At 53.9% G+C, this 17,786-nt stretch carries 17 protein-coding genes and 1 other annotated feature; of the genes, 4 read left to right on the top strand and 13 right to left on the bottom strand.

The window, feature by feature from the left end:
* Nucleotides 1–47 precede the first annotated feature (47 nt).
* The 6 genes from thrC to yjjY all read right to left on the bottom strand — a co-directional run bounded on the left by thrC (nucleotide 48) and on the right by yjjY (nucleotide 6,313).
* A complete protein-coding gene (gene thrC, locus FDX09_RS03745; protein WP_038637048.1) occupies nucleotides 48–1,334 on the bottom strand; it encodes a threonine synthase in 1,287 nt (428 codons plus the stop codon).
* 3 nt (nucleotides 1,335–1,337) lie between these two features.
* Nucleotides 1,338–2,267 carry a homoserine kinase gene (gene thrB / locus FDX09_RS03740; RefSeq protein ID WP_038637046.1) on the bottom strand — a complete coding sequence of 310 codons (930 nt, stop codon included), beginning with the start codon at nucleotides 2,265–2,267 and terminating at the stop codon, nucleotides 1,338–1,340.
* A 1-nt stretch (nucleotide 2,268) separates the two neighbouring features.
* On the bottom strand, nucleotides 2,269–4,731 hold the full coding sequence (thrA, locus tag FDX09_RS03735; RefSeq protein ID WP_069324093.1) for a bifunctional aspartate kinase/homoserine dehydrogenase I: 2,463 nt from the start codon (nucleotides 4,729–4,731) through the stop codon (nucleotides 2,269–2,271).
* Nucleotides 4,732–4,754: 23 nt separating this feature from the next.
* Nucleotides 4,755–4,881: a sequence feature (Thr leader region), on the bottom strand.
* The gene (gene thrL / locus FDX09_RS03730; RefSeq protein WP_032337689.1) at nucleotides 4,811–4,876 is read right to left on the bottom strand and encodes a thr operon leader peptide; all 66 of its coding nucleotides are present in this window, start codon (nucleotides 4,874–4,876) and stop codon (nucleotides 4,811–4,813) included. Its footprint overlaps the feature before it by 66 nt.
* Before the next feature lie 206 nt (nucleotides 4,882–5,087).
* Nucleotides 5,088–5,774, bottom strand: a complete 687-nt coding sequence (locus FDX09_RS03725) for a tRNA/rRNA methyltransferase (protein ID WP_042312489.1) — start codon at nucleotides 5,772–5,774, stop codon at nucleotides 5,088–5,090.
* A 398-nt stretch (nucleotides 5,775–6,172) separates the two neighbouring features.
* Entirely contained in the window at nucleotides 6,173–6,313 is a 141-nt protein-coding gene (gene yjjY, locus FDX09_RS03720) for a protein YjjY (protein ID WP_042998021.1), read from the bottom strand.
* A 95-nt stretch (nucleotides 6,314–6,408) separates the two neighbouring features.
* On the opposite strand from yjjY, the gene arcA reads away from it, so the two are divergent.
* On the top strand, nucleotides 6,409–7,125 hold the full coding sequence (gene arcA, locus FDX09_RS03715; RefSeq protein ID WP_001194359.1) for a two-component system response regulator ArcA: 717 nt from the start codon (nucleotides 6,409–6,411) through the stop codon (nucleotides 7,123–7,125).
* A 60-nt stretch (nucleotides 7,126–7,185) separates the two neighbouring features.
* Here arcA and creD read toward each other — a convergent pair whose 3' ends face one another.
* Genes creD through creA form a run of 4 tightly spaced genes read right to left on the bottom strand, consistent with a single transcriptional unit; the run spans nucleotide 7,186 to nucleotide 11,204 of the window.
* Complete coding sequence (gene creD / locus FDX09_RS03710; RefSeq protein ID WP_137346817.1) at nucleotides 7,186–8,547, bottom strand: cell envelope integrity protein CreD; 1,362 nt, start codon at nucleotides 8,545–8,547, stop codon at nucleotides 7,186–7,188.
* A 57-nt stretch (nucleotides 8,548–8,604) separates the two neighbouring features.
* Nucleotides 8,605–10,029 (bottom strand): two-component system sensor histidine kinase CreC, encoded by a 1,425-nt coding sequence (creC, locus tag FDX09_RS03705; protein ID WP_137346816.1) that lies wholly within the window; start codon nucleotides 10,027–10,029, stop codon nucleotides 8,605–8,607.
* Entirely contained in the window at nucleotides 10,029–10,718 is a 690-nt protein-coding gene (gene creB, locus FDX09_RS03700) for a two-component system response regulator CreB (RefSeq protein ID WP_038637035.1), read from the bottom strand. The genes creC and creB overlap by 1 nt, the downstream gene beginning before the upstream one ends.
* A gap of 12 nt (nucleotides 10,719–10,730) precedes the next feature.
* Nucleotides 10,731–11,204 (bottom strand): protein CreA, encoded by a 474-nt coding sequence (gene creA / locus FDX09_RS03695; protein ID WP_038637033.1) that lies wholly within the window; start codon nucleotides 11,202–11,204, stop codon nucleotides 10,731–10,733.
* Nucleotides 11,205–11,415: 211 nt separating this feature from the next.
* Between creA and robA the strand changes: the two genes are divergently transcribed.
* Nucleotides 11,416–12,285, top strand: coding sequence for an MDR efflux pump AcrAB transcriptional activator RobA (robA, locus tag FDX09_RS03690; RefSeq protein WP_061382877.1), 870 nt, complete (start codon nucleotides 11,416–11,418; stop codon nucleotides 12,283–12,285).
* On the opposite strand, the gene gpmB is transcribed toward robA, so the two are convergent.
* Nucleotides 12,282–12,929 (bottom strand): 2,3-diphosphoglycerate-dependent phosphoglycerate mutase GpmB, encoded by a 648-nt coding sequence (gpmB, locus tag FDX09_RS03685; RefSeq protein WP_069324097.1) that lies wholly within the window; start codon nucleotides 12,927–12,929, stop codon nucleotides 12,282–12,284. The genes robA and gpmB overlap by 4 nt on opposite strands.
* A 52-nt stretch (nucleotides 12,930–12,981) precedes the next feature.
* Here gpmB and yjjX point away from each other — a divergent pair, with 52 nt between their 5' ends.
* Nucleotides 12,982–13,497, top strand: coding sequence for an inosine/xanthosine triphosphatase (gene yjjX, locus FDX09_RS03680; protein ID WP_137346815.1), 516 nt, complete (start codon nucleotides 12,982–12,984; stop codon nucleotides 13,495–13,497).
* Between the two features lie 55 nt (nucleotides 13,498–13,552).
* Here the strand turns inward: yjjX and trpR are convergent, their stop codons facing one another.
* Nucleotides 13,553–13,879, bottom strand: coding sequence for a trp operon repressor (gene trpR, locus FDX09_RS03675; RefSeq protein ID WP_003837292.1), 327 nt, complete (start codon nucleotides 13,877–13,879; stop codon nucleotides 13,553–13,555).
* A gap of 89 nt (nucleotides 13,880–13,968) precedes the next feature.
* Nucleotides 13,969–15,906, bottom strand: a complete 1,938-nt coding sequence (gene sltY, locus FDX09_RS03670) for a murein transglycosylase (RefSeq protein ID WP_038637023.1) — start codon at nucleotides 15,904–15,906, stop codon at nucleotides 13,969–13,971.
* A 207-nt stretch (nucleotides 15,907–16,113) separates the two neighbouring features.
* Between sltY and ettA the strand changes: the two genes are divergently transcribed.
* Complete coding sequence (gene ettA, locus FDX09_RS03665; protein WP_038637020.1) at nucleotides 16,114–17,781, top strand: energy-dependent translational throttle protein EttA; 1,668 nt, start codon at nucleotides 16,114–16,116, stop codon at nucleotides 17,779–17,781.
* The last annotated feature ends 5 nt before the right edge of the window (nucleotides 17,782–17,786 follow it).

Below are 17,786 nucleotides of genomic sequence, written 5' to 3'. Positions count from 1 at the left end.
TACAGGTTTTGTAGGCCCGCTAAGCACAGCGCCAGCGGGCACCACCTTTAACCGCGGGTCATCATCAGCTTACGCAGCGCAGCAAAATCAGCAGGCAGGTGATGAGAGAGCAGCGGCAAATCAGCGCGCTCCGCCAGCTCTTTTGGCAGAGCCAGCGTAAGCTCAAGAATCTCTTCAACGCTTTCCTTAAACTTCGCCGGATGCGCGGTGCCGAGGAACAAGCCATACTCGCCAGGATTCAACTGGTCACGCAGCGCACGGTAAGCCACCGCCGCATGCGGTTCTGAGGTGTACCCCATTTCATGCAGCTCGCGCATCGTATCCTGAGTGGTAGCATCGTCAACGGCGGCATACCCCAGCTCATTCAGACGCCAGATTTTACGGCGGAACAGTTCTTCCACACGCGGCCAGTTGTTCGGCTGGCTGACATCCATCGCGTTGGATAACGTCGCCTGCGTCGCCTTCGGCGCCCACTCGCCTTCTGCAAGGAAGCGTGGAACCGTATCGTTGACGTTGGTCGCCGCAATAAAGCGCTTCACCGGCAAGCCCAGCGATTTCGCCAGCAGTCCGGCGGTCAGATCGCCAAAGTTGCCGCTGGGAACGGAAATAACCAGCTGGTTGCGCGCTTCTTGCGGCAGTTGAGCCACAGCTTCAAAGTAGTAACAGATTTGCGCCAGCAGACGGCTGATATTGATTGAGTTAGCCGAGTTCAGCCCCAGCGCCACCTTCAGTTCTTCGTCATCAAACGCCTGTTTCACCAACGCCTGGCAAGCATCAAAATCACCATCAATAGCGACGGTTTCAATGTTACCGCCCAGCGTACAGAACAGTTTTTCCTGTAATGGGCTGATCTTGCCGCTCGGGTAGAGGATCACCACGCGAACGTTCGGCAGACCATAAAACGCATGCGCCACGGCAGCACCGGTATCGCCGGAGGTCGCCGTCAGAATCGTTACCGGTTTGTCGCCGCTGATGTGCGTCAGCATCTGCGCCATAAAGCGCCCGCCAAAATCTTTAAATGCCAGTGTAGGACCGTGGAACAGCTCCAGACAGCCAATGTCCGCTGCAACCTGAGCAACCGGCGCCGGGAACGCAAACGCCGCGCGTACGCGCTCTTCCAGGATCTCCTGCGAGATCTCGTCGCCAATAAATGCGGAAAGGATCTTAGCGCTGCGGCTAACGAAGTCCTGGTTCAGCATCTCATCCACTTCTGTCAGATTGAATTCCGGCAGATCGTGCGGAAAAAACAACCCCTGATTCTTGCCAAGCCCTTGCGTGACGGCCTGCGCAAAGCTGACCTGTTCGTTATGATCTTTCAGATTATAGAGTTTCATTGATTATCCCAGTACCCGTGCGCCTGCCGTGTCCAACCGGCAAATATGAACAAAGCCTTCCTGATTTTGCAGATAATGTTTAGCCAGCCAGTCTGCGACACGCTGCGCCGTATCCGGCTTATCGCACAAGGCGAACAGCGTCGGCCCTGACCCGGAGATCCCGCTGGCCAACGCGCCGATTTCCGCTACCGCCTGACGCGCCTGGCTGAAGCCTGGCAGCAAGCGGGTACGATACGGCTCAGCGATGACATCTTTCATCAGCTTCGCGGCCAGAAGAGGCTGACGGGAATAGCAGGCATGGATAAACCCTGCCAGATGCCGCCCGTGGGCGATGCAGTCCTGACGGCGATACTGCGCAGGTAAAATGGCCCGCGCTTCCGCCGTCGACACTTTAATCCCCGGATACGCCAGTACCCACAGCCACTCATCAAAGCCTGGCACCTGCTGGCTGATAATGCCGTTTTCTTCGATCATTAACTGCATACCGCCCAAAAAGCACGGGGCAACATTATCGTAATGAATACTGCCGGAGATACGTCCTTCCAGCTCTCCCATGATCGCCAACAGGCGCGTGTCGTTGAGCGGTTTCCCACAGTGCTCGTTCATGGCGACTAACGCCGCCACAACGGAACAGGCGCTGGAACCTAACCCGGAGCCAATCGGCATATTTTTTTCCAGCGTCATTGCCACCGGAACGGTTTTACCCAGCTCCTGACAGAATCGCTCCCAGCACTGATAGACGATATTTTCTCGCGGCTCAGAAGGCAGTTTGTCAGCAAAGCGCCCAAGATTATTCAGACTGAACTGGTCGGCTGGCTCAACAGAGACCACATCACCCAATAGCGAACCGTCTACGGGGGTTACCGCCGCCCCGAGCACATCAAATCCGACGCTCATATTGGCGCTGGAAGCCGGGGCATAAACTCTTACCATGTCAGACTCCTAACTTCCATGAAAGGGTACGTAGCAGGTCGGCAAATACGCCCGCCGCCGTTACGTCATTACCTGCGCCGTATCCGCGCAGCACCAACGGTAACGGCTGATAGTAATGGCTATAGAACGCCAGCGCGTTTTCACCGTTTTTCACTTTGAACAGCGGATCGTTGCCGTCTACTGCATCAATTTTCACGCGACAGACGCCGTCCTCTTCAATATTGCCAACATAGCGCAATACTTTCCCCTCATCACGAGCTTTCGCCACGCGCGCGGCAAAGGCGTCATCCAGTTGTGACAACTTCGCCATAAACGCGGGAACATCACCGGAATCATCAAATTCTGTTGGCAGGACCGGTTCAATGACAATGTCAGACAGCTCCAGCTCACGGCCGGTTTCACGGGCCAGGATCAGCAGCTTACGCGCCACATCTGTACCGGAAAGATCATCACGCGGATCGGGCTCGGTATAGCCCAGCTCACGCGCCATGGTGGTCGCCTGCGAGAAGCTCATGCCTTCATCCAGCTTGCCAAAAATAAACGACAGCGAACCGGAAAGGATGCCGGAGAATCGTTGCAGTTCATCGCCTGCGCTGAGCAGGTTTTGCAGGTTTTCAATAACCGGCAAGCCCGCGCCCACGTTGGTGTCGTACAGGAATTTACGTCGCGACTTCGCCGCAGCAAAACGCAGTTGATGGTAGTAATCCATCGACGACGTATTGGCCTTTTTGTTCGGGGTGACCACATGGAAGCCTTCGCGCAGGAAGTCGGCATACTGATCCGCCACCGCCTGGCTTGAGGTACAGTCGACAATCACCGGATTGAGCAGATGATATTCTTTCACCAGACGAATTAAACGCCCAAGGTTGAAAGGCTCTTTCGCACACTCCAGCTCAGACTGCCAGTTTTCCAGATTCAGACCGTGGACGTTGGTCAGCAGGGCCTTCGAGTTCGCCACGCCGCACACGCGCAAATCGATATGCTTGTTTTTCAGCCAGGTTTGCTGACGTTTAAGCTGCTCCAGCAGCGCACCGCCCACCCCACCGACACCAATCACAAACACTTCAATCACCTGGTCGGTGTTGAACAGCATCTGATGAGTCACGCGTACGCCGGTGGTGGCGTCGTCGTTGTTCACCACCACCGAAATAGAACGCTCAGAAGACCCCTGGGCGATCGCCACGATGTTGATGTTCGCGCGAGCCAGCGCGGCAAAGAATTTCGCCGAGATGCCGCGCAACGTGCGCATACCATCGCCAACCACCGAGATGATAGCCAGACGCTCAGTCACCGCCAGCGGCTCCAGCAGACCTTCTTTCAGCTCGAGATAGAATTCATCCTGCATCGCGCGCTGCGCACGCGCGCAGTCGCCCTGTGGGACACAGAAGCTGATGCTGTATTCAGAAGAGGATTGCGTGATCAGCACCACCGAGATGCCTGCACGCGACATCGCGGCGAAAACGCGCGCCGCCATGCCCACCATACCTTTCATTCCAGGGCCGGAGACGCTAAACATCGCCATGTTATTGAGGTTAGAAATGCCTTTTACCGGCAAGTCGTCGTCATCACTGCTGGCACCGATCAGCGTACCGGGCGCTTGCGGATTGCCGGTATTTTTAATCAGGCACGGGATCTGGAACTGGGCAATAGGGGTAATGGTGCGCGGATGTAGTACTTTAGCGCCGAAGTAAGAAAGCTCCATCGCTTCCTGATAAGACATCGACTTCAGCAGTCGGGCATCGGGTACCTGACGCGGATCGCAGGTATATACGCCGTCGACATCGGTCCAGATCTCGCAACAGTCCGCACGCAAACAGGCGGCCAGTACGGCGGCGGAGTAGTCAGAGCCATTACGCCCCAGCACCACTAACTCACCTTTTTCATTCCCGGCGGTAAATCCGGCCATCAGAATCATATGGTCCGCTGGAATACGGCTGGCGGCAATGCGTCGCGTAGACTCGGCGATATCAACAGTAGATTCGAGGTAATGGCCAACCGCCAGCAGTTTCTCAACCGGGTCGATGACCGTCACGTTGTGCCCGCGCGCTTCCAGCAGGCCAGCCATGATGGCGATCGACATTTTTTCGCCACGGCAGATAAGCGCGGCATTGATGCTGTCCGGGCACTGCCCCAACAGGCTGATACCGTGCAGGACGTGCTTAATCTGAGCAAATTCTTGTTCAACCAAGGCTTTGAGCGGAGCCAGCGGGAAACCCGCCTGCGCGGCGGCAAGACCAGCTAAAAGCTCTGAGAAAATGCGTTCGGCATCGCTGATGTTGGCTAAAGCATCCTGACCACCGATGGTCTTTTCAATCATCGCCACCAGATGGTTGGTAATTTTGGCGGGGGCAGAGAGAACGGTCGCGACCTGCCCCTGTCTGGCATTGCTTTCCAGAATGTCGGCAACCCGCAGAAATCGCTCTGCATTTGCCACTGATGTACCGCCGAACTTCAACACTCGCATGGTTTACCTCATTGCCTTTGGTCGAAAAAAAAGCCCGCACTGTTTAGGTGCGGGCTTTTTCTTGTGTTTCCTGTACGCGTCAGCCCGCACCGTTACCTGTGGTAATGGTGATGGTTGTGGTAATGGTGATGCTGATGCGTTTCATGATGTTGTGTGCTCTGTAATTATTATCTGTCTGTCTTGTATTCTTTTAGGGTTAAAGTATCTGCTGACCTAAGTCAATAAATTTTTAAATTGATCACATTCCGAAACTTGTTCATGAGCCACTGCTTGCCCTTTTACTTTCAACCAATACAGTATGTCTGACCCACTTGAAACCAAAACAAAACGCCAATGATAAAACATTAACCAGCATTTTATTTTGTTATGTTTTTTTCTATATCATGTAAAAAACGATGCAGCATTGCCGTGTCTCGCTGCCCTAATAAGCCCATTCGCTGTTGCAGCCAGTCGGTGAGTTTGATGTCGTCAGAAACGTTCAGCGTGGCTAATAAACGTAAAACGCGCGCGCGCAACGCCTGCAACTGAAGTTCATCCGTCACCTCACTATTTTTGGCCGGTTGTTGTATTAAACCTGCTAATTGATAGCAATACACCATCACCGCCTGCCCCAGATTGAGTGAAGGGTAGTCAGCCACCATTGGTACTCCGGTAAGGATATCCGCCAGCGCTAATTCTTCGTTGGTCAGCCCGGAATCTTCGCGCCCAAACACCAGCGCGGCGTGATCCATCCACGCAGATTTTTCCTGCAACAGAGGAACGAGTTCGACCGGCGTGGCGTAATAATGAAACTTCGCCCGACTGCGTGCCGTGGTCGCAACGGTAAAATCAACGTCGTGCAACGCTTCGGCTAGCGTTGGAAAAACGCTAATATTATCAATAATGTCGCCCGATCCATGTGCGACCCATCGCGTTGCAGGCTCCAGGTGGGCCTCGCTGTCCACGATCCGCAATTGAGTGAATCCCATGGTCTTCATCGCGCGGGCAGCCGCGCCAATATTTTCCGCTCTGGCAGGGGCAACCAGAATAATTGTTAAACGCATTTCGATACTCTTTTGGCCAGTCGGCAGGTAATAATGTGACGCACATCAACATATTACGCAGCGCGAATTTACATATTTTTAACAGAAATCACTGAAAAAGGATTTCGCATCTAATAAAAAATGCTAAACTATTTCCAACCTGTACTATTGCTTTTTATGTTAACAGAAGTTGCATATCCTGCTGTTTATCCATGATAATTTAATTTAAAATGGATAGCATTGGTTGGATTCATTACATTTATTAATTAGCTCGTGCAACTAGTTGTAATATTGCAATTTTGTGATGAAAGCAAACATTTGGATGCGTTGATTTCATCAAACTGTTAACGTGCTACAATTGAACTTGATATATGTCAACGAAGCGTAGTTTTATTGGGTGTCCGGTACGTCTTAGCCTGTTATGTTGCTGTTAAAATGGTTAGGATGACAGCCGTTTTTGACACTGTCGGGTCCAGAGGGAAACTACCCACGACCAAGCTAATGATGTTGTTGACGTTGATGGAAAGTGCATCAAGAACGCAATTACGTACTTTAGTCATGTTACGCCGATCATGTTAATTTACGGCATGCATCAGGCAGGTCAGGGACTTTTGTACTTCCTGTTTCGATTTAGTTGGCAATTTAGGTAGCAAACATGCAGACCCCGCACATTCTTATCGTTGAAGACGAGTTAGTAACACGCAACACGTTGAAAAGCATTTTCGAAGCAGAAGGCTATGATGTATTCGAAGCGACAGATGGCGCGGAAATGCATCAGATTCTCTCTGAATATGACATCAACCTTGTGATTATGGATATCAATCTGCCTGGGAAAAATGGCCTTCTGTTAGCGCGCGAACTCCGCGAACAAGCTAACGTTGCGCTGATGTTCCTGACGGGCCGTGATAACGAAGTCGATAAAATTCTCGGCCTCGAAATCGGCGCCGACGATTACATCACCAAACCGTTTAACCCGCGCGAACTGACTATCCGTGCTCGTAACCTGCTGTCGCGTACCATGAATCTGGGTACCGTCAGCGAAGAACGCCGTAGCGTCGAGAGCTACAAGTTCAATGGCTGGGAGCTGGACATCAACAGCCGCTCTCTGATTGGTCCTGATGGCGAGCAGTATAAACTGCCACGCAGCGAATTCCGCGCCATGCTTCACTTCTGTGAGAATCCTGGCAAAATCCAGTCTCGCGCAGAACTGCTGAAAAAAATGACCGGTCGCGAACTGAAGCCACATGACCGTACCGTTGACGTGACTATCCGCCGCATTCGTAAACATTTCGAATCAACGCCGGATACGCCAGAAATCATCGCTACCATCCACGGTGAAGGCTACCGTTTCTGCGGCGACCTGCAGGATTAATTCGATCCTCACACGTACAAAAACGGCGCTTTATGCGCCGTTTTTCATTTCACCGCTCCGCTATTTCCATATACGTAATTCATCACTCTCATCGGGTTGCGGCTCAGGAAGCGCTTTCGACGTTGGTCTTGGCTGCGCCAGCGAGTGCCAGTCAAGATGACGCGTCAGGAACATCACGCTACACAGCGCGAATAACAGCACGCTGGTGCCAAGCAGTAAAGAACTGTCCTGCGAACGGAGCAACACCCACATCACGCCATCCAGCCCCAGCAGCGCTACGGTGAACAAAATACTCTTGCGCCAACCCTGTAATATCGCCTGCAGATATACACCGTTCATCAATGCGCCCACAAGGCTTGCCGTAATCCACGCGGCGGTAAAACCAATGTGTTCTGACAACGCCAGCAGCAACAGATAAAACATCACCAGCGATAACCCCACCAGCAGGTACTGCATCGGGTGCAGTCGAAGGCTGGTCATGCTTTCAAGCACAAAGAAAGACATAAAGGTCAGCACAATCAGCAAAATGGCATATTTTGTCGCCCTGTCCGTCAATTGATATTGATCCGCAGGCGTGGCGACAGCAACGCTAAATGCAGGCATTCCCTCCCAGCCAATCTTTTCACCATCAAAGCGTTCGCCGAGGTTATTAGCAAACCAACTGCTTTGCCACTGGGCATTGAATCCAGAGTCACTGATTTCGCGCTTAGCCGGAAGAAAATCTCCAAGAAAGTTGGGATGCGGCCAATTGCTGGTTAAGGTCATTTCACTGTTACGGCCAACCGGAACGACGGAGAAGTCGCCGGTTCCGCTCAAATTAAGCGACAGCGCCATGCTGAGATTTTGCGCTGCCCAGCTCGCGTTGGGTAGCGGAATATGGATCCCCTGAGCACGACCCGCCAGACCTGTTCCTGGCTCCACGGCCAGCGACGTGCCGTTAACCATGGGGGATTTCACCACGCCGATCCCACGCGCATCCCCCACGCCCACCACTATGAACGGTTTGCCGATGCTGACATTAGGATGGTTTAAATCACTCAAACGTTCAGCGTTAAACTCAGCTTTCACCGCCAAATCGTTATGCCAGACCTGGCCTTCATAAATACCAATTTTACGCGCTTCAACGTTTTGGCTTCCCTCGACGACCAACGATTCCGGTAACCAGAAATGGATATAGCTGCGCTTACGCTGGACCTCTTTCCCCTCCTCCAGCTCGGTATAAAGTTCCGTCACCGGAATGGCAATCAACGGGCCAACCATCTTTTGCGGTCCGCTGGTGCTCTGGCGGATTGCATCTTCAACGTCATGGCGATAATCCGATCGCTCAACGATTATCTGCCTGACCATTGTCAGGGGAATTAACAACAGCAGCATAGCGCCGCCTAAGGTGACGATTTTCCAGAACAGGGGTGATTTCAACATAGCGTTCTCCTTTGCAATACCAGCAAGGTAGAACAGCTATGTGCGGGGAATTTGAAGTTATGTGAAGTGACGGTGAAGCGTAAACGAAGCCTGTGCCCCACCTTCCGGTCGATTGCATAAGGTCACCGAGCCTGCATGCAGTCGCGCAACCTCACTGACAAACGCCAGTCCCAATCCGCTGCTCTTAAGCCCATTTTCACGGGGCAGCGAGTAGAAGCGTTCAAAAATACGCGGCAACGCAAAGTCAGGGATCCCGCTACCGCTGTCGGTAACCTGCAACGTGACCTGATCCTCGTGCTGATGCGCACTGAGCACAATCGTCCCGTCCTGTGGCGTAAAGTCGATGGCGTTGTCGAGCAAATTCCCCAATGCCTGCTCCAGCAGCGCGGGATCGGCATCAATGCTAAGCGATGAAGGCATAATGGACAGCGTGATGTTTTTTGCCGCCAGTTGCACGCTCCGGGCCTCTTTAAGCTGGGCAAACAGCGCATCTACCGCCACCGGCGTCAACGTAATGTCCTGGCGATTCTCCAGGCGCGCCTGGCGTAACAAAGTTTCAACCAGCGCCTGCATGCGCGCATTTTGTACCAGAATATTATCGGTAAAACGCGCCACCACGTTCGGCGGCGGGCCTTCGCGCAAAATTTCCGCCGCGCCGCGAATGGCCGCCAGCGGACTTTTGAGTTCATGCGTTAACGCATAAACGTACTGCTCAATATAATTCTTGCCCTCCAGCTTCAGACGCATACTTTCCAGCGCCTGCGCCAGTTTACGTAGCTCGCTGCTGCCTAAATCAGGTAGTGGGACGGGGCGATTCTCAGTAACGGAATCGGCATAGCGCGCCAGTCGGGCAATAGAACGGTTGATCCACCATACCATCCCCGCGCCAATCACTAAGGCGATCCCCAGCAATACCGCGCTGGCCCACAGCATCCGCCGTTCACTGCGTTTAATCACCGGCGCCATCGCCGCATTGGGTTTGCCAACGCTAAGCACCCCGATAATACGCCCGCCGTCAACGATCGGCGCGGCAACGTACATTACCGAACTTTCCGGATCGTTCGGATTTTGCAACGTACTGCGGGCGCCATACTGCCCACGCAACGTTAACCACACGTCATTCCAACGGGAGTAGTCCTGGCCGACCGCTTTGTTAGCGGAATCAAACAGCACCTTACCCTGCGCGTCCGTCATATAGACATGGTATTCATTACGCACTTTGTTAATGCCGCTGATATTGGCACGGAATGGGCGGTTATGCAGTTGGGAAAATGCCTGCGCCAGCTTACCGTTGGCGGGAGCGTCAGAGAGTAAATCATCACGCGCCAGCGCAGCCAGCAACGTGGCGGTATCAATCAATGTGCCTTCAGTCGCCCGGCGGACGCCAGGCTTAATTTCCTGCACAAAGATCGACAACACGAACCAGGCGGCAACGGCGACAATCAGGAAATAGCCGAGCAGCAAACGCATACCAATGCGCATCAGACGCTCCTCAGGCTGTATCCCATACCGCGATGCGTATTAATGGGCGAGATCTCAGGGTTGATCGCCCGTAGTTTGGCTCGCAGCGTTTTGATGTGGGTATCGACCGTTCTGTCGAAGGTATCCTGCGCATCGGCCCAGACTAAATCCATCAATTGCTGACGAGAATAAATGCGCCCCGGCGACATCAGCAGTGTTTTCAGCAACAGGAATTCATAGCGCGTCAGAGTTAACGGTATACCGAACCAGGTAATCTGCGCGGCCAGCTCATTAAGCTCAAAATCCCCGCAGCGCGTCGTTGTGGAAGGAGAGGCGAATTTTTGCACCCGCCGCAGCAGTGTACGTACGCGGGCGCACACCTCACGCGGCGAGAAGGGTTTGGCAACATAATCATCCGCGCCGATCTCCAGCCCCAGCAGGCGGTCCACTTCATCGCTGCGCGCGGTGAGAAAGAGGATCGGCAGCGCCGGATGACGTTCCAGCAGGCGTCGACACAGCTCAAAACCACTGATATCCGGCAGGCCGACGTCCAGAATTATCGCATCGGGGCATCTCTGGCGCGCATTTTCCAGCACCGGCAGCCCGCGCTCAAACGCTTCTACGCGAAAGCCTTCCTGCTGCAGCATGTAAATAAGCGTATCCGCGATGCCCTGCTCATCCTCAACCAACCAGATCAACGGCTGTTGCATTTTGCTTCCTTGTTATTGCCGCCACGGCATAATGGGCACAGCGCTGATGGCATTTTTGGGCGATCCATCAACCACTTTATCTGAATAGGCCAGATAGGCCAGCGCATTACGTTTTGCGTCATAAAAACGTACGACCTGTAAGGACTTAAACACCAGCGAGGTCCTTTTTTTAAACACCACTTCGCCTTGTGCTTTACCGTTCTTGATTCTGTCGCTCAGTTCCACCGGTCCTACCTGCTGGCAGGAGATGGCGGCATCAGAGGTATCTTCAGCCAGCCCCAACCCACCTTTGATGCCGCCGGTCTTGGCACGACTCACGTAGCAGGTCACATTGGTCACATCCGGATCGTCAAACGCCTCGACCACAATTTTATGGTCCGGCCCAAACATTTTGAACACCGTATCGACAGATCCAATCTGCTCCGCATGGGCAACTTGCGCCAACATCAGCAAAATTGAGGAAATGGCTAAGCTCTTATATTTCATATTGTTACCATTCTTAAAAGTTACTCTGGGTAATTATTCGACATTCTAAGATAAAACGTATAGAGATCACAGGATTACAATAATCACGCTTTCGAATGTCCAAAAAAAGCATTTATGAGCAAAAAAAACACTGAATGCTAAAACAACAAAAAATGCTATTATCCTCATACCTGACGTCAGGTACTCGTTGTTGAAAGGATGAGGATATTTTATGGATCAGGCTGGCATTATTCGCGACCTATTAATCTGGCTGGAAGGTCATCTGGATCAGCCTTTGTCGCTTGACAATGTGGCGGCAAAAGCAGGCTATTCCAAGTGGCACCTGCAGAGAATGTTTAAGGACGTGACGGGCCATGCTATTGGCGCCTATATCCGCGCCCGTCGTTTATCGAAATCCGCAGTGGCGCTTCGCCTGACTGCGCGCCCTATTTTGGATATTGCCCTGCAATACCGCTTCGACTCTCAACAAACCTTTACCCGCGCGTTCAAGAAACAGTTTTCTCAGACGCCAGCGCTGTATCGCCGCTCGCCGGAATGGAGCGCTTTTGGTATTCGCCCGCCAATGCGACTCGGTGAATTTGCCATGCCTGCGCACGAGTTTGTGACGCTGGAAGATACGCAACTGCTGGGCACCACGCAAAGCTATTCCTGCTCGCTGGAACAGATTTCAGATTTCCGTCATGAAATGCGTATTCAGTTCTGGCGCGACTTCCTTGGCCATGCGCCTTCAATCCCGCCGGTGCTGTACGGGCTGAACGAAACGCGTCCGAGCATTGAAAAGGACGACGAACAGGAAGTGTTTTACACCACGGCACTAACGCCGGAACAAGCCAATGGCTATGTACCGGCGGCACAGCCTATCCTGCTGCAGGGCGGCGAGTACGTGATGTTTACCTATGAAGGGCTGGGGACCGGCGTACAGGAGTTTATCCTGACGGTGTATGGCACCTGCATGCCGATGCTAAACCTGACCCGCCGTAAAGGGCAGGATATCGAGCGATACTACCCGGCAGAAGATGCCAAAGCGGGAGATCGCCCGATCAACCTGCGCTGCGAATTCCTGATACCGATTCGCCGCTAACGCTGCAGCTCATCCAACGCAGGGGCGTCCAGATGTGAGATGTCCCCTGCCGTTTCAACCACCCATCCCGGCGCAAGCCATAAACTTTCCTGGTAATCAACGCGGGAAATAGAGCAATTGCGCAGACGCAGGCGACGTTCGGCCCATGCCGGCAATCCCAGAATCGTACTCACCAGGCAGCCCAGCGCGATCCCGTGGCTCACCAACAGTGGGCGGCTCCCCTGCGGAAGGTCCAGGCAGGCTGCCAGCGCCGCGTTGACGCGATCGCTCAGCTCCTGCATCGATTCCCCTTCCGGAATACGCCCATCAACCGTACCGTTCACCAACTGACGACGCCAGCCCTCTTCTTCAGCCGTCAGCGTGTCGATATGACGTTTTTCCAGCACGCCCATATTCAGTTCACGCAGCCGGGAGTCATAAGTGATATCACAACCACAAGCCTGAGCGATGATTTCTGCTGTGCGTCGTGTACGACCTAAATCACTACTGATGACATGCGTAATACCCAACGAGCGGGCGCGTTCACCAACCTGCATGGCCTGCTGCTCACCTTTAGCGGTCAGTGGGCTGTCTGACTGGCCTTGAATACGTCGCTCGGCGTTCCACTGCGTTTCACCATGGCGAACAAGGTATACCTGTAACATGCTTTTTTTCCGTTATACTGCGATGCGATGAATTTTCAAACTGAGCTTTATTATGCACAAGGTTATCTCTGCTACCACCAATCCTGCCAAAATTCAGGCAATTCTCCGGGCATTTGAAGAGATTTTCGGGGAAGGATCCTGCCATATCGAACCCGTCGCCGTCGAGAGCGGCGTACCGGAACAGCCTTTTGGAAGCCAGGAAACGCGCACTGGCGCACGAAATCGCGTGGATAATGCGCGACGCCTGTATCCACAAGCTGATTTCTGGGTAGCCATCGAAGCTGGAATTGACGATGACGCCACCTTCAGTTGGGTGGTAATTGATAACGGCGTTCAGCGCGGTGAAGCGCGATCGGCCACGCTGCCGCTGCCCGCCGTTATTCTCGACAGAGTCCGCCAGGGAGAAGCGCTTGGCCCGGTGATGTCGCAGTACACAGGCATTGATGAGATTGGTCGTAAAGAGGGCGCGATTGGCGTATTTACCGCGGGTAAGCTGACGCGCTCAAGCGTTTACCATCAGGCGGTCATTCTGGCGCTTAGTCCGTTTCATAACGCGGTGTATTTATAGCATTGTGCCGGATGTTCAATCATAGGCCGGATAAGGCAAAGCCGCATCCGGCGGATCAATTTTTCCCGAGCAGTACCTGCTCCAGCCACTGGCGCAGATCCACCGGCGCGGATTTCAGGCTGTTCGAACCGCGCGTAATGGTGGCGATGCCCGCCCCAAGCTCATTTTTCAGCTCGCGCTGGCTCATCTCGCCGCGCAACAGCTCTTCAATGATACGCACGCGCGTGCCCAACGCTTCGCGCTCATCCGGCGTCAACATCAAATTGAGTAGCGGCAGATGTAAATCTTGCTCATAGGCGTGTTTAAGTAAGTCGACAAAACGTAACCACTCCTGGTGACGCTGTTCTGCCATCTCTGCTGAATAGGGTGATTGCTGAGTCATAAGATATCGCCATCGTTGTGGGGGAAGCGTGCTTGCCTCCCCCTTTTGTACTCTTTAACGAGTACGATAGCATAACACAACCGATACGATCAGTAACGACGTTGCCATTCTGCGTCGCTCATCAGCTCCGGTTTATCGCCAAGGAAATAACGATAGTACGCATCGTAAGCCAGCACGTTCTTCACATAACCACGCGTCTCTGAGAACGGAATGCTTTCGACAAACGCCACGGCATCGATCCGACCTGCGCTATTGCCCAGCCAGGTGCGCACACGCCCCGGTCCGGCGTTATAGGCCGCCGATGCAAAAATGCGGTTATTACCGAATTGCTGATAAACATACTGCAAATAGCTGGTGCCAATGTTGATGTTGGTATCAGGATCCAGCAGTTGACTCGGACTACTGTAACCCGGAATCGAGAACATTTTCACCGTGTGCGTTGCGGTGCCCGGCATAATCTGCATCAGCCCACTGGCGCCAACCGGCGATTTCACTTTCGGGTTCCAGGCGCTTTCCTGACGCGCGATCGCCATCGCATAACTTGGCGGAATATCTTTCCCGCTGGTATAGCGGGTAAACAGATCTTTATAGGCCAGCGGGAAGCGCTCTTCCAGATGATCCCACAGTTTACCGGCGATCGTCGCCTGTACGCTCAGATCCCACCAATGATTGTTAAACGCGTAGCGCGCCAGTTGCGCCTGCTCGGACTTAGTGCGGCTGGTGACCAGATTTGCCCATTCACTGCGCGCGGTATTATCCAGATTCCAGTACATCAGCTCGCGTACGCGCGCCATTTCCGGTCCCTGAGTCAGCGCAGAGTCAACGTTCGCTGGGGCTTTATCCACCTTCAGCTCGTACTCTTCACCGAGGCGTTGCGCCGCCACCATCGGGTAGAAACCGCGCTGCTGCATGAGTTGATGCAGGATCTCTTTCGCTTCTGCCTCGCGTCCGCGCTCCAGCAGCAGATCCGCTTGCCAGTAGCGCCACTCGTCTTTTTCTTTTGCATCCATCGGCAGACGCGCCAGCCAGGTATTCAGGCCGCGACGATCGCCAGTTCCCAGCGCCATCCGCACGCGACGCTCCACAAGCGAGGTGGAATTTGAGCGCATAATCGCATCATCACGCCATTTCGCCTGTTCGTCGGTGACGTCATTGCCCATCAGACGCCAGGCGACGATGTCGCGCAGTTCCTGAGTCTGCTCGTCATTTAACTGCTGCGCCTGCACCAAAGAGGGGATCATCAGGCGGGCGTTTTCGACATCCTGACGCGCCACGCTGGCAAAAGCCACCGCCGCCATCTGCCGGGTGAAATCCGTTGCGCCAGTGGTGCGCGCAAAGGTCATTACGGTGTTTGGATCGTTAGCCAGCGCAATGATTGCCGACGCAATCGTCTGATATTCCCCAGGCATTTGCCCGGCCAGCGCGGTGACCAGCCCCGTATTGCCCGCTTTCATCGCCAGACGAATACGCTCCAGATAAGCCAGCGGATCCTGAGTGCCTGAGGCGCGCCACACGCCGAATAATTTGTCACAGGCGTTCGGCTGACTTTTCCCGGTCAGCCACAGCTCTTTCGCGCCCCGCCATGCCTCTTCGGTTTGTCCGGTACTCCATTTCGCGAAGTAATAGTTACATTGCGCTTCCGTGGTGCCCGGTTTTTCCGGGCTAAACGCCAGCAGTCCACGCCAGTCTTCCCGTCGCGCCAGTTCATTCACAAAACGCGATTGCAGAGTACGCGCCGGGGGCAGCGTCGGGTTGGCGCGCACAAAATTGGTGACGGTAATGGTCGGCTGATTCATCAGATCGTCAGTAATCTGACGATATTCCAGATAGGGATATAGAGGATAGTTCTTCAGGCCGGGCATCATCTGCTCCACGACATCCATCTGTCGGTTGTCCCAGGCCTGCTTAATTTGCGCATAGCGATTGCGCTGCTCATCCAGGGAATCGGCTCGCGCCACTTGACTGACCGTCAGCAGACATACGCTGGCCGCCAGCAGGCGCCAGGTAAATTGTTTGGCTTTGTCCACAAGCTCTTCCTCTTGTCATGTTACGTCTGTGCAGCATCATGCCGCTTAATTCATTCATGCTAACCAGACATTGCAGAATGCGCCACGTCACGGACACTTTTTTACTTTTGTTGCGAGTGAGATCTGCTGGCTGGGATTGGGCAATGAAAAAGGCTACACTTCGCTTTTGATAACTCTATTCATCACTATAAAAGAGGCGAAGTCCACGTGGCTCAATTCGTTTATACCATGCATCGTGTCGGCAAAGTCGTTCCGCCGAAACGTCATATTCTTAAAAACATCTCACTGAGCTTCTTCCCTGGCGCCAAAATCGGTGTACTCGGTCTGAACGGCGCGGGTAAATCTACCCTGCTGCGCATCATGGCCGGCATTGATACCGAAATCGAAGGCGAAGCTCGCCCACAGCCGGGCATTAAAATCGGTTACCTGCCGCAGGAACCAAAACTGAACCCGGAACACACCGTCCGTGAGTCTGTTGAAGAAGCGGTGGCCGAAGTCGTTAACGCCCTGAAAGGCCTGGATGAAGTGTATGCCAAGTACGCAGAACCGGACGCCGACTTCGATAAACTGGCCGCGCAGCAGGGCAAGTTTGAAGAGATTATTCAGGCGCACGACGGCCATAACCTGAACGTGCAGCTCGAGCGTGCCGCTGACGCCCTGCGTCTGCCGGACTGGGATGCCAAAATCGAGAACCTTTCCGGTGGTGAACGCCGCCGCGTCGCGCTGTGCCGCCTGCTGCTGGAAAAACCAGACATGCTGCTGCTCGACGAACCAACCAACCACCTGGATGCCGAATCCGTTGCCTGGCTGGAACGCTTCCTGCACGACTTCGAGGGTACCGTCGTGGCGATTACCCACGACCGTTACTTCCTCGACAATGTTGCGGGTTGGATTCTGGAGCTGGACCGCGGCGAAGGTATTCCATGGGAAGGCAACTACTCCTCCTGGCTGGAGCAGAAAGATCAGCGTCTGGCGCAGGAAGCTTCTCAGGAAGCCGCTCGTCGTAAATCTATCGAGAAAGAGCTGGAGTGGGTGCGTCAGGGCGCGAAAGGCCGCCAGTCTAAGGGCAAAGCCCGTCTGGCGCGCTTTGAAGAGCTGAATAACACCGAATACCAGAAGCGTAACGAAACCAACGAACTGTTTATTCCACCTGGACCTCGTCTGGGCGATAAAGTCGTTGAGGTCAGCAATCTGCGTAAATCCTACGGCGATCGCGTGCTGATCGACGACCTGAGCTTCTCGGTACCGAAAGGCGCTATCGTCGGCATCATCGGTCCGAACGGCGCGGGTAAATCGACGCTGTTCCGCATGATGTCCGGCCAGGAACAGCCTGACAGCGGCACCATCACGCTGGGCGAAACCGTGAAGCTGGCCTCCGTTGACCAGTTCCGTGACGCAATGGATAACAGCAAAACGGTGTGGGAAGAAGTTTCCGGCGGGCTGGATATCATGAAGATCGGCAACACCGAAATGCCAAGCCGCGCCTACGTAGGCCGCTTTAACTTCAAAGGCGTGGATCAGGGTAAACGCGTGGGCGAACTGTCCGGCGGTGAGCGCGGTCGTCTGCACCTGGCGAAGCTACTGCAGGTTGGCGGCAACATGCTGCTGCTCGATGAACCGACCAACGACCTGGATATCGAAACCCTGCGCGCGCTGGAAAACGCCCTGCTGGAGTTCCCGGGCTGCGCGATGGTTATCTCGCACGACCGTTGGTTCCTCGACCGTATCGCCACCCACATTCTGGACTACCAGGATGAAGGTAAGGTTGAGTTCTTCGAAGGTAACTTTACCGAATACGAAGAGTATAAGAAACGCACGCTGGGCGCCGATGCTCTGGAGCCAAAGCGTATCAAGTACAAGCGTATTTCTAAGTAATTACC

This window comes from Citrobacter sp. wls717, from assembly GCF_005280955.1.
In the GTDB taxonomy this organism is placed as follows: domain Bacteria; phylum Pseudomonadota; class Gammaproteobacteria; order Enterobacterales; family Enterobacteriaceae; genus Citrobacter; species Citrobacter werkmanii.
This window is presented reverse-complemented; position numbering and strand designations above follow the sequence as displayed.

Coding starts and splice junctions, on each gene's coding strand:
- creA (WP_038637033.1), bottom strand. CDS start 11,204: ATGAAATATAAGAGCTTAGCCATTTCCTCAATTTTGCTGATGTTGGCG.
- arcA (WP_001194359.1), top strand. CDS start 6,409: ATGCAGACCCCGCACATTCTTATCGTTGAAGACGAGTTAGTAACACGC.
- thrC (WP_038637048.1), bottom strand. CDS start 1,334: ATGAAACTCTATAATCTGAAAGATCATAACGAACAGGTCAGCTTTGCG.
- creB (WP_038637035.1), bottom strand. CDS start 10,718: ATGCAACAGCCGTTGATCTGGTTGGTTGAGGATGAGCAGGGCATCGCG.
- gpmB (WP_069324097.1), bottom strand. CDS start 12,929: ATGTTACAGGTATACCTTGTTCGCCATGGTGAAACGCAGTGGAACGCC.
- robA (WP_061382877.1), top strand. CDS start 11,416: ATGGATCAGGCTGGCATTATTCGCGACCTATTAATCTGGCTGGAAGGT.
- trpR (WP_003837292.1), bottom strand. CDS start 13,879: ATGACTCAGCAATCACCCTATTCAGCAGAGATGGCAGAACAGCGTCAC.
- FDX09_RS03725 (WP_042312489.1), bottom strand. CDS start 5,774: ATGCGTTTAACAATTATTCTGGTTGCCCCTGCCAGAGCGGAAAATATT.
- creD (WP_137346817.1), bottom strand. CDS start 8,547: ATGTTGAAATCACCCCTGTTCTGGAAAATCGTCACCTTAGGCGGCGCT.
- thrA (WP_069324093.1), bottom strand. CDS start 4,731: ATGCGAGTGTTGAAGTTCGGCGGTACATCAGTGGCAAATGCAGAGCGA.
- thrB (WP_038637046.1), bottom strand. CDS start 2,267: ATGGTAAGAGTTTATGCCCCGGCTTCCAGCGCCAATATGAGCGTCGGA.
- creC (WP_137346816.1), bottom strand. CDS start 10,029: ATGCGCATTGGTATGCGTTTGCTGCTCGGCTATTTCCTGATTGTCGCC.
- yjjY (WP_042998021.1), bottom strand. CDS start 6,313: ATGACTAAAGTACGTAATTGCGTTCTTGATGCACTTTCCATCAACGTC.
- yjjX (WP_137346815.1), top strand. CDS start 12,982: ATGCACAAGGTTATCTCTGCTACCACCAATCCTGCCAAAATTCAGGCA.